Below are 12,637 nucleotides of genomic sequence, written 5' to 3'. Positions count from 1 at the left end.
GATCAGTTTCTTCTTATAAAATAAAATACAAAAAAAGGCACTTGGAAGAAAACTTCCAAGTGCCTAGAGTTTGAATTGTTCAAGCAAAATCGAAATTATTCGATGATGTTTGTTACAACTCCAGCGCCAACTGTACGTCCGCCTTCACGAATAGTGAATTTAGTACCGTTTTCAACAGCGATAGGAGCAATTAATGAAACGATCATGTTTGTGTTATCGCCAGGCATAACCATTTCTGTACCTTCTGGTAAATCAATAACACCAGTTACATCAGTAGTACGGAAAAAGAATTGTGGACGATAGTTTGAGAAGAATGGAGTGTGACGTCCACCCTCTTCTTTAGAAAGAACATAAACTTCAGCGTCAAATTTTGTATGTGGTGTAATTGAACCTGGTTTAGCTAAAACTTGTCCACGTTCAACATCATCACGAGACATACCACGTAATAATGCACCAATGTTGTCGCCAGCTTCAGCGTAGTCTAATAATTTACGGAACATTTCTACACCAGTAACAGTTGTTTTAGCAGTATCTTTGATACCGATAACTTCAATCTCGTCACCAACAGAAACTTTACCAGACTCAACACGACCTGTAGCAACCGTACCACGACCAGTAATTGAGAATACGTCCTCAACTGGCATCATGAATGGTCTGTCAGAGTGACGCTCAGGAGCAGGAATATAGGTATCTATTGCTTCCATAAGTTCTGTAATTTTTTCTTGGTATGCTTCGTCGCCTTCTAAAGCTTTTAAAGCTGATCCAGCGATTACAGGAACATCGTCACCAGGGTAATCGTATTCTGATAATAAGTCACGAACTTCCATTTCAACTAATTCTAGTAATTCGTCGTCGTCGACCATATCAACTTTGTTTAAGAAAACAACGATGTAAGGTACGCCAACTTGACGAGAAAGTAAGATGTGCTCACGTGTTTGTGGCATTGGGCCATCAGCAGCAGAAACTACCAAGATAGCTCCGTCCATTTGTGCAGCACCAGTGATCATGTTTTTAACGTAATCCGCGTGACCTGGGCAGTCAACGTGGGCATAGTGACGAGTATCTGTTTCATACTCAACGTGAGAAGTGGAAATTGTGATTCCACGCTCTTTTTCTTCTTTAGCTCCGTCAATGCTGTCATACGCTTGCGCTTCTGCATAACCTTTCAAAGCCAATACAGTAGTAATAGCAGCTGTTAATGTTGTTTTACCATGGTCAACGTGTCCAATAGTACCAATGTTCATGTGTTCTTTTGTACGGTCAAATTTTTGTTTAGCCATTTTAAACATTTCCTCCTTAGGGTTTTGTTCTAATTAAAAACAGAAAATAGATTTTTCTGTTCCTATTTTTCTAATATATTATACCGAGTGCACGGAATAATATCAATGATTATAGTGAATGCACACTCAAACATCTTAACGATATCAGGGGTGCTATATTGCAGCTCTTAGGTTTGACCCTAAATTAAGCTTCTCCACCATTTTTCTTGATAATTTCTTCTGCAATGCTCTTAGGCACTTGTTCATAGTGGTCAAATTGCATTGTGAACGTTCCACGACCTTGTGTTGCAGAACGTAATGAAGTTGCGTAACCAAACATTTCAGATAAAGGAATGAATCCTTTAACGATTACTGCGTTTCCACGTTGAGTAGAACCTTCGATGTTTCCTCGACGTGCAGAGATATGACCCATGATATCACCCATGTAGTCTTCTGGAACTGTAATTTCAACAGCCATAAGAGGTTCAAGGATAACAGCGCCAGCTCTTTTAGCAGCATTTTTTAGTGCTAATGACGCAGCTACTTTAAATGCAGTCTCATTTGAGTCGACATCGTGGTAAGAACCGTCATAAAGTTTAGCTTTAAAGTCAACTAATGGATAGCCCGCTAAGACACCATTGGCAAGTGACGCTTCTAAACCAGCTTTAACTGCTGGAATATATTCACGAGGAACAACCCCACCAACAACAGCATCTTCAAATTCAAAGCCTGAACCTTCTTCACCTGGAGTGAATTCGATCCATACGTGACCGTATTGACCTTTACCACCAGATTGACGAACAAATTTACCTTCAGACTCAACTTGTTTAGTGAATGTTTCACGGTAAGAAACTTGTGGTGCTCCAACGTTAGCTTCAACTTTGAATTCACGTTTCATACGGTCAACGATGATGTCTAAGTGTAACTCACCCATACCAGCAATGATTACTTCACCTGTTTCCTGATCTGTTTCAGCACGGAAAGTAGGATCTTCTTCAGCTAATTTTTGGAGAGCCATTCCCATTTTATCCTGGTCAGCTTTAGATTTAGGTTCGATGGCCACTTGAATAACTGGCTCAGGGAATACCATAGATTCTAAAATTACAGGATGTTCTAGGTCACATAGTGTGTCACCAGTTGATGTATCTTTTAGTCCAACTGCAGCTGCGATGTCACCAGAGAATACTTCTGGAATCTCTTGACGAGAGTTCGCGTGCATTTGTAAAATACGTCCAACACGTTCACGGGAATCTTTAGTTGCATTCAAGATATAAGAACCTGATTCCAACTTCCCTGAGTATACACGGAAGAAAGTTAAACGACCAACATAAGGGTCTGTCATAACTTTAAAGGCTAAAGCAGCAAATGGTTGCTCATCGCCCGCTTGAATTTTAACTTCAGCTTCTGGATCTCTTTGTTCATGCCCAACAATGGCACGAACATCTAATGGTGACGGCAAGTAATCGACGACTGCATCGAGAAGTAATTGAACCCCTTTGTTTTTAAAAGCAGAACCGACAAGTACAGGGTAAAATTCTACCGTTAACGTTGCTGTTCGGATTCCTTCTTTTAATTGTGCTATAGAGATTTCTTCTCCTTCAAGATATCGCATCATGAACTCTTCGTCCATTTCAGCAACGCCTTCAATTAATTTAGTGCGCCATTCTTGAGCTAATTCAATCATATCTTCAGGAATTTCGACTTCTTCAATATCAGTTCCCAAGTCGTTTGAATACATGAAAGCTTTCATTTCAACTAAGTCGATAATACCTTTGAAATCATCTTCAGCACCAATTGGTAATTGGATAGGATGTGCATTGGCTTGTAAACGATCATGCAATGTTTCGTTTGAATACAAGAAGTTTGCGCCAATTTTATCCATTTTGTTTACGAAAACAATACGTGGTACGCCATAAGTTGTTGCTTGACGCCATACTGTTTCTGTTTGTGGTTCCACACCAGACTGTGCATCTAGTACAGCTACCGCTCCATCTAATACACGGAGTGAACGTTCAACTTCAACTGTGAAGTCTACGTGTCCTGGAGTATCGATGATGTTTACACGGTGGTCATTCCATTGAGCTGTTGTAGCAGCTGAAGTGATTGTAATACCACGTTCTTGCTCTTGCGCCATCCAGTCCATTTGTGACGCACCTTCGTGAGTCTCACCAATTTTGTGGATTCGGCCAGTGTAATAAAGGATACGCTCAGTCGTTGTTGTTTTACCAGCATCGATATGCGCCATGATTCCAATATTACGCGTTTGTTGTAGAGGAAATTTTCTATTGGCCACTAATCATTACACCTCTCTTAAATAAATTTTGCTTCATACTTGATGAAGCCGGAAATAGTATCGCAATGATAATCTTTGACCGGATTTCTATCAGATAGAAATCCAGAAAGAATCATCTTACCAACGGTAATGAGCAAACGCTTTGTTCGCTTCTGCCATACGGTGGATTTCTTCACGTTTACGGACAGCAGCACCAGTGTTGTTTGCTGCATCCATGATTTCTTTAGCTAAGCGCTCAACCATTGTGTTTTCACCACGGAGACGTGCATAGTTAACTAACCAGCGTAACGCTAAAGTTGTACGACGATCTGGACGTACTTCTACAGGTACTTGGTAGTTAGAACCTCCTACACGACGTGCTTTAACTTCTAATACAGGCATGATGTTTTTTAGTGCTTGTTCAAACACTTCAATTGGGTCATTACCCGTTTGTTCTTTAATTATATCAAATGCGTCATACAAAATTGAAGATGCTTTACCACGTTTACCATCAACCATCAAGCGGTTAATTAAACGAGATACCAATTTACTATTGTACATTGGATCTGGTAATACATCACGTTTTGCAACAGGACCTTTACGAGGCATTCAAATTCCTCCTTTCAAGAGATAGTATTTTTATAGTTTTTAGTTGATTTTTTTACAAGTTAATGTCAGCTTAATCATAAACTGTGCATTTTTATTATTTTTTTGCTCGTTTTGTACCGTATTTAGAACGGCTTTGTTTACGGTCGGCAACTCCAGCAGTATCAAGAGCACCACGAATGACGTGATAACGTACACCCGGTAAGTCTTTTACTTTACCTCCACGGATAAGTACCACGCTGTGTTCTTGCAAGTTATGTCCTTCACCTGGAATATACGCAGTAACTTCCATCATGTTAGATAAACGAACACGTGCATATTTACGTAACGCTGAGTTAGGTTTTTTAGGAGTCATTGTTCCAACACGTGTACAAACACCACGTTTTTGTGGAGAATATACCATTGTTTGTTTACGTTTCTGAGTGTTATACCCTCTATTCATAGCTGGTGCTTCAGATTTTCTAGCTTTTGATTTACGAGGTTTACGGATTAATTGATTCATTGTAGGCATTTCATGTTTCCTCCCTTCACTAGTACTAACTTTCTATTTTTATTTCTAGACCCACACTACCAGGCGGTTCATTAAAAAGCAAAAAAGAATAATCGCATATTATGCGGTTCAATCAACTTTCATATAAACTACCATAATATATGGTTATATGCGGCTCTTGCGCGCCAGTCAGAATGGTTTTAACTCTTACGAATTAGACAAAACTTGGACAGGAATCTCTACACAAAAGCACATATAACATAATATCACGTGAGAATTAGAGTGTCAATAGCTTCTTTTGTTTTTTCCAAAAATAACAGGAGTGACAGAGCAGCGATGGCTGCTCTGTCTCCTAATCACTTTTTATTTTTCTGTGTTTTTTGTCGGCGTTTTTTCGTCATTGATACTATAAACGTTTTCGCTGACTACGCCCACTTCTTTAGGCTTCATATCATTATAGACTTTCATACCTGTTCCAGCTGGAATAGATTTACCTATAATAACATTTTCTTTCAAGCCGATGAGTGGATCATTTTTCCCTCTGATTGCAGCATCTGTCAGGATACGTGTCGTTTCCTGGAAGGATGCGGCAGATAAGAAGCTGTTTGTTTCAAGTGATGCTTTAGTAATACCTAATAATACTGAACGTGCTGTGGCAGGAAGTCCGCCTGACAATAACGTTTCTTTGTTTGCTTGTTTAAAGTCGTCTATATCGATTAGGCTACCTGGCAAGATGTTTGTATTCCCCGGATCGAGAACACGAACTTTTTGCAGCATTTGGCGAACCATTACTTCGATATGTTTATCGCCAATTTCTACCCCTTGACTACGGTAAGCGTATTGAACTTCTTTAAGCAAGTAGTTTTGTAATTTAAGAACATCACTAACTGCGAGCAATTGTTTTGGATCGATCGAACCTTCGTTAAAGGCATCGCCACGTTCAATGAAGCTGCCTTCTTTGATACGCATACGTGCATTACTTGGCACGGTATACGTTCGTGTATCTGTTGCACCTTTAACTGTGATTTCTTTCGTTCTCTCACCCTGTTTTTCATCGATCGAGATAATCTCGCCCGTTACTTCCGTAATGACAGCTTGCCCTTTAGGATGTCTTGCTTCAAATATCTCTTGAACACGAGGAAGACCTTGAGTGATATCATCACCGGCAACTCCCCCGGTATGGAACGTACGCATAGTTAACTGCGTGCCTGGTTCGCCGATAGACTGGGCAGCGATGGTTCCGACTGCTTCTCCAACTTCTACTGTGCGTCCCGTTGCTAAGTTACGACCATAACATTTTTTACATACACCATGTTTAGCGTTACATGTAAAGGCTGAACGAATGGTTACTTGTTCAATTCCTGCTTCAACGATCGCTCTAGACAAACCTTCAGTGATCAAGTCGTTTTCAGAAACCATAACTTCACCCGTTTTAGGATGTAACACTGTTTTACGTGCATGTCTTCCGCTGATACGTTCTTCTAGCGGCTCAATGATTTCATTGCCGTCACGAATCGCTTCAACAACTAAACCACGTTTCGTCCCACAATCTTCATTACGAATAATAACGTCTTGTGCTACGTCAACCAAACGACGTGTAAGATAACCTGAGTCAGCTGTTTTAAGCGCTGTATCAGTCATACCTTTACGAGCTCCGTGAGTTGAGATAAACATTTCCAAAACGGATAAGCCTTCTCGGAAGTTCGATGTGATCGGCAGTTCCATGATTCGTCCACTTGGAGCAGCCATCAATCCACGCATTCCTGCTAACTGTGTAAAGTTAGAGATATTACCACGCGCTCCGGAATCACTCATCATGAAGATGTTGTTGTGATTATCTAAAGTGGTCATTAAGTGCGCTTGAATCGTATCTTTTGTTTTCGTCCATACTTCAATGATAGAAGTATAACGTTCTTCTTCAGTAATTAAACCACGACGATGTGACGCATTGATACGCTCTACTTGCTTATGCGCCTTCTCTAAGATTTCTTCTTTTTCTTCCAAGTGAGAAATGTCGGCGATCCCAACTGTGATACCGGATTTCGTCGAATATTTATAGCCTAAGTTTTTCATCTTATCAAGCATTTTAGATGTTTCAGTTACTTGGAACTGTTTAAAGACCTCAGCAATGATATTACTTAAGTTTTTCTTTTTAAATGGAACAACTAGTGGCATCTCGGTGATATGTTTTCTGATATCTGTACCATAAGGGACAAAATATTTATCAGGTGTTTTTTCCTCAAGGTTTTCCATCGTTGGTTCATTTAAATATGCGAATTCTTTAGGCATAATTTCGTTGAAAATCAATTTCCCGACTGTTGTAATCAAGAATTGGTCTTTTTGGTAATCTGTGAATGGTTTACCCGTTAATGATGACGCATGTACCGCAACGCGTGTATGCAAGTGAACATAGCCAGTTTGATAAGCTTGAACAGCTTCAGCAGTACTCGAGAATACCATTCCTTCTCCGATTTTTCCGTCCACTTCCATAGTCAGGTAATAGTTTCCTAAAACCATGTCCTGTGAAGGCGTTACAACGGGTTTACCATCTTTAGGGTTCAAGATGTTTTGAGCACCAAGCATCAGAATACGTGCTTCTGCCTGCGCTTCATCACTTAAAGGAACGTGAACAGCCATTTGGTCTCCATCGAAATCGGCATTATAGGCTTCACAGACTAGCGGGTGAAGACGGATTGCTTTACCTTCGACAAGAATCGGTTCAAACGCCTGAATACCCAAACGGTGTAATGTAGGTGCGCGGTTTAGAAGAACGGGATGTTCACGAATAACGTCCTGTAAGACTGCCCAGACTTCTTCATCCATGCGTTCCACTTTTCGCTTAGCATTTTTAATGTTATTTGCAATTTCTCTTACAACTAACTCACGCATAACAAAAGGTTTGAACAGTTCTATTGCCATTTCTTTCGGCAGACCACACTGATACATTTTCAAGGTTGGTCCAACTACGATAACTGATCGGCCAGAATAGTCTACACGTTTACCCAATAAGTTTTGACGGAAACGTCCTTGTTTCCCTTTCAACATATGAGACAACGATTTAAGTGGACGGTTACCTGGTCCAGTTACTGCACGCCCACGACGACCATTATCAACTAATGCGTCGACCGCTTCCTGCAGCATACGTTTTTCGTTTTGAACAATGATATGCGGTGCATTTAAATCTAATAAACGTTTCAAACGGTTGTTACGGTTAATGACTCGACGATAAAGATCATTCAAGTCACTTGTTGCGAAGCGTCCACCTTCGAGTTGAACCATCGGTCTGATTTCAGGCGGGATGATTGGTACAACGTCCATAACCATCCATGACGGATCGTTCCCTGAATTTCTAAATGCTTCCAGAATGTCTAAACGACGAATCGCACGTGTGCGTTTTTGACCGGAAGCCGTTTGAAGCAATTCTTTCAGCTCTTTGGCTTCTTCTACTAAATCTACATTGTTTAATAATGACTTAATGGCTTCGGCACCAATATCAGCTTGGAAAGATTTTCCATATTGTGCACGACGCTCACGGTATTCTCTTTCTGTCATTAATTGTTTTCTCTCGAGTGGTGTATCACCTGGATCGATGACAACGTAAGAAGCAAAATAAATGATTTCTTCCAGCGCGCGTGGTGACATGTCTAAAATCAGACCCATACGACTTGGAATCCCTTTAAAATACCAGATATGTGTGACTGGTGCCGCTAGTTCTATATGTCCCATACGTTCTCTTCGGACTTTAGATTTTGTTACTTCGACTCCACAACGGTCACAAACAATGCCTTTATAATGAACACGTTTGTACTTACCGCACGCACATTCGTAGTCTTTTGATGGTCCAAATATTCTTTCACAGAATAAGCCATCTCTTTCTGGTTTCAATGTTCGGTAATTAATTGTTTCTGGTTTTTTAACTTCTCCATAAGACCAACTACGGATCTTGTCTGGTGAAGCCAATCCAATCTGGATACTTTCAAATTTATTTACATCGATCAAAGGGGCTACCTCCCTTTTGTAGATTATGAAGCTGCCCTATTGCTTCACGTTTCTATTACTCATTTTCATGTAACTGATCGAGAGCCGATCATTCGACCGCACTCTCGTTTAGGCTACATTTTTCACTCTTGCTCTTGTTGCTGTTCTAGTTCGGCACGTGCGGTTTCTTCTTCAGCTTTTTTCTTAGCTTCTTCTGCACGTTTTTCATCTTGTTCTTTTTTCATTTTTTCCAAAGAGTCAATGTTTCCAAAATCATCATCTTCATCAGAATCTTCTAAATTGATTGCTTCTTTATTTATATCTAAGACTTTCAGGTCTAATCCTAATGATTGAAGCTCTTTGACAAGAACACGGAAGGATTCTGGAACGCCCGGTTTAGGAATGGTTTCACCTTTGACAATGGCTTCGTATGTTTTCACACGACCAACAACGTCATCGGATTTATACGTCAGAATTTCTTGCAAGGTATACGCTGCTCCATATGCTTCAAGAGCCCAAACTTCCATCTCACCAAAACGTTGTCCACCAAATTGCGCTTTACCACCAAGTGGTTGTTGCGTAACGAGTGAATATGGTCCAGTGGAACGTGCATGCAGTTTATCGTCGACCATGTGCGCCAACTTGATATAGTACATGACTCCGACAGATATTCTGTTATCAAACGGTTCGCCTGTACGGCCATCGATCAGCACTGTTTTGGCGTCTTCATCCATGCCCGCTTCTTTAATGATATCCCAGACTTCTTGATCTGATGCCCCATCAAATACTGGCGTAGCGACATGAATACCTAATTTACGTGCAGCCATCCCCATATGAAGCTCGAGTACTTGTCCGATATTCATACGTGAAGGCACGCCAAGTGGGTTCAACATAATATCGACAGGTGTGCCATCTGGCATGAACGGCATATCTTCCTCAGGTAAAATCAAGGATACAACACCCTTATTACCGTGACGTCCAGCAAGCTTGTCACCAACGTTGATTTTACGTTTTTGAACGATGAATACACGAACGAGATAGTTCACTCCAGGAGATAATTCGTCCCCGGATTCACGTGTAAAGATTTTCACGTCATGAACAATACCCCCGCTACCGTGTGAAACACGCAGAGACGTATCTCTTACTTCACGCGCTTTTTCACCGAAAATAGCATGCAGCAGTTTTTCTTCTGCAGATAGTTCTGATACGCCTTTAGGTGTTACTTTACCGACCAGGATATCACCATCGTGTACTTCTGCCCCGATACGGATGATGCCGCGATCGTCTAAGTTCTTAAGCGCATCGTCACCCACATTAGGCAGTTCTCGAGTGATTTCTTCGGGTCCTAATTTTGTATCTCTCGCTTCTGATTCATGTTCTTCTATATGGATCGAAGTATACACGTCATCTTTGACTAAACGTTCACTCATGATTATCGCATCTTCAAAGTTGTATCCATCGAATGTTGTAAAGGCAATCAGGGGGTTACGTCCAATAGCCATTTCGCCATTTTCCATGGAAGGACCATCTGCTAAGATATCCCCTTTATCAACAACATCACCATGACGTGCTAAAGCACGTTGATTGTATGAAGTTCCAGCATTTGATCGTTTAAATTTAGCTAATTGATATTTATCTAAAGTACCGTCTTCACGTCTGACACGGATTGTTCTTGCATCCACATATTCTACTTTACCTGAATTTTTAGCAATCACTGCCGCACCAGAATCTCGTGCCGCCGTAAATTCAATCCCTGTTCCTACGAGTGGTCCTTCTGGTTGAATCAAAGGAACCGCTTGACGCTGCATGTTTGCACCCATTAACGCACGGTTGGAGTCATCGTTTTCCAAGAACGGAATACTTGCCGTCGCTACAGAAACAACCTGTTTAGGTGATACATCCATGTAATCTACTTTGGATACTTCTAATTCTTCGTTGTTATCTTTTGTTCGCGCTAATACTAGATCATTAACAAATGACCCATCTTCATTTAAAGGTGCATTCGCTTGGGCTACCACATATAAGTCCTCTACATCTGCAGTTAAATAATCGATTTTATCCGTCACTCGACCGGTCTTCTTATCTACTTTACGGTAAGGAGTTTCGATAAAACCAAATTCATTAATTTTTGCATACGTTGATAAACTGTTGATCAACCCGATGTTTGGTCCCTCAGGCGTTTCGATCGGACACATGCGGCCATAGTGAGAATAGTGGACGTCTCGTACTTCATAACCAGCACGGTCACGTGTTAATCCACCGGGTCCTAAAGCAGATAGACGTCGTTTGTGGGTCAACTCACCTAGTGGGTTCGTTTGATCCATAAACTGAGACAGTTGAGACGAACCAAAGAATTCCTTGATCGACGCAACAACTGGACGAATGTTTACTAATTGTTGTGGTGTCGTCGTTGACGTGTCTTGAATAGACATACGCTCACGTACCACACGTTCCATACGAGATAGACCGATACGGAACTGGTTTTGTAATAACTCTCCAACCGAACGGATACGTCTGTTTCCTAAGTGGTCGATGTCATCTGTTTCGCCAATACCTTCTTGTAAATTGAAGAAGTAGTTCATTGACGCAATCATATCGGCCGGGATGATGTATTTCATTTCTCTATCCGGATAAGCATTTCCGATGACATGAACGACACGTATATTATCACTTGGGGAATAGACTTTAAACATTTGAATTTCGATTGGTTCTGGCACAACACCATCATCTGAAGGATGGAGCGTGACATGATTCAATCCGTTATCAATACGCGGACCTAATTCGTTCATGAGTTCACGCGTAATAACAGTTCCTTCTTTAGCCAGTAACTCGCCTGTTTCACCATCTACAAGAGATTCTGCTAAAGTAAGCCCCATTAAACGAATTTTTAAGTCCAGTTTTTTATTCATTTTATAACGACCAACACGCGCTAAGTCATAACGCTTAGGATCAAAGAAACGGGTGGTCAGTAAGCTACGTGAAGAATCTGCCGTTTTGGGTTCTCCCGGACGTAGACGTTCATACAAATCTTTCAATGCCTCTTCGACGCGAGAATCAGAATTATTTTTATGAATATCTTTTTCCAGCGTTGCAGACAGGCTTTCATTTTCTCCAAAGATATCCAAGATTTCATCATCTGATCCGAAACCTAGTGCACGAACAAGTACACTCAAAGGGATCTTGCGTGTACGGTCGATACGTACATTGGATAACCCTTTAGAATCCGTTTCATATTCTAGCCAAGCGCCTCGGTTAGGTATGACGGTTGAACCGAACCCTTCCATTCCATTCTTTTCAACTTTCGGATGAAAGTATACACCTGGCGAACGAACAAGTTGCGAAACGATAACACGTTCAGAACCGTTGATAATAAACGTTCCTTCTTCAGTCATCAATGGGAAGTCACCAAAGAACACTTCTTGCTCTTTTACTTCTCCTGTATCTTTGACCATTAAACGTAACTTTACATACAAAGGTGCCGAATAATTTGCATCGTGTTGTCTTGCTTCGTCTGTAGTATATTTTGGTTCCTGGAATTTATAGTCCGTAAAATCTAACGCTAGATTTCCAGAAAAGTCTTCCACAGGAGAGATATCTTTAAACATATCCTTAAGTCCTTGTTTTAGGAACCAATCATATGAATTAGTTTGAATTTCAATTAAGTTTGGAAGTTCTAATACTTCACTTATTCGTGAATAACTTCTACGTGTACGGTGCTTGCCGTATTTCACATTTTGGCCTGCCAACCTCTTCACCCCTTATTATTAATCACTAATCGCCATAATCAAAAGCCACTCGGTCTGAATCGAAATATTTTCAATAAAAACATTACAATCTTGTTACGAATGTTACCATTCGTTTAAAATTTAGGGTTTCAACCTATTTTAGACCAAAAAAAATACAAAAGATTAGTGAAAGATACAGTCGCAATCATCACACATTCTTTTGTTTAGCTTCAAAAATCGCGTACGGACAATATTTCGCACGTATTTCATTTTCATACTTTGTTAAGCGTCTACTAATTTTATATTA

General features: G+C 40.6%; 6 protein-coding genes. All 6 read right to left on the bottom strand.

The genetic code is table 11. From position 1 onward, the window contains the following. Positions 1–95: 95 nt before the first annotated feature. The 6 genes from tuf to rpoB all read right to left on the bottom strand — a co-directional run bounded on the left by tuf (position 96) and on the right by rpoB (position 12,360). A complete protein-coding gene (gene tuf, locus ACO1PF_RS06645) occupies positions 96–1,280 on the bottom strand; it encodes an elongation factor Tu (RefSeq protein ID WP_423188298.1) in 1,185 nt (394 codons plus the stop codon). 184 nt (positions 1,281–1,464) lie between these two features. After that, complete coding sequence (fusA, locus tag ACO1PF_RS06640) at positions 1,465–3,552, bottom strand: elongation factor G (RefSeq protein WP_423188297.1); 2,088 nt, start codon at positions 3,550–3,552, stop codon at positions 1,465–1,467. Positions 3,553–3,669: 117 nt separating this feature from the next. Then, complete coding sequence (rpsG, locus tag ACO1PF_RS06635; RefSeq protein WP_071849269.1) at positions 3,670–4,140, bottom strand: 30S ribosomal protein S7; 471 nt, start codon at positions 4,138–4,140, stop codon at positions 3,670–3,672. 94 nt (positions 4,141–4,234) lie between these two features. Continuing rightward, the gene (gene rpsL, locus ACO1PF_RS06630) at positions 4,235–4,648 is read right to left on the bottom strand and encodes a 30S ribosomal protein S12 (RefSeq protein WP_423188296.1); all 414 of its coding nucleotides are present in this window, start codon (positions 4,646–4,648) and stop codon (positions 4,235–4,237) included. A 342-nt stretch (positions 4,649–4,990) separates the two neighbouring features. Further along, positions 4,991–8,626: a DNA-directed RNA polymerase subunit beta' gene (rpoC, locus tag ACO1PF_RS06625; protein WP_423188295.1), complete on the bottom strand. Its 3,636-nt coding sequence runs from the start codon at positions 8,624–8,626 to the stop codon at positions 4,991–4,993. Between the two features lie 122 nt (positions 8,627–8,748). Beyond that, positions 8,749–12,360 (bottom strand): DNA-directed RNA polymerase subunit beta, encoded by a 3,612-nt coding sequence (rpoB, locus tag ACO1PF_RS06620; protein WP_423188294.1) that lies wholly within the window; start codon positions 12,358–12,360, stop codon positions 8,749–8,751. Positions 12,361–12,637 lie beyond the last annotated feature (277 nt).

The organism is Alkalibacterium sp. f15 (genome assembly GCF_049389645.1).
Lineage (GTDB): Bacteria > Bacillota > Bacilli > Lactobacillales > Carnobacteriaceae_A > Alkalibacterium.
Note: the sequence above shows the minus strand (reverse complement) of the source record. Positions and strands in the feature narration are given on the sequence as shown.

Excerpts from the sequence above, each read along its gene's own strand:
- rpsG (WP_071849269.1), bottom strand. The coding sequence starts at position 4,140 with ATGCCTCGTAAAGGTCCTGTTGCAAAACGTGATGTATTACCAGATCCA.
- rpsL (WP_423188296.1), bottom strand. The coding sequence starts at position 4,648 with ATGCCTACAATGAATCAATTAATCCGTAAACCTCGTAAATCAAAAGCT.
- tuf (WP_423188298.1), bottom strand. The coding sequence starts at position 1,280 with ATGGCTAAACAAAAATTTGACCGTACAAAAGAACACATGAACATTGGT.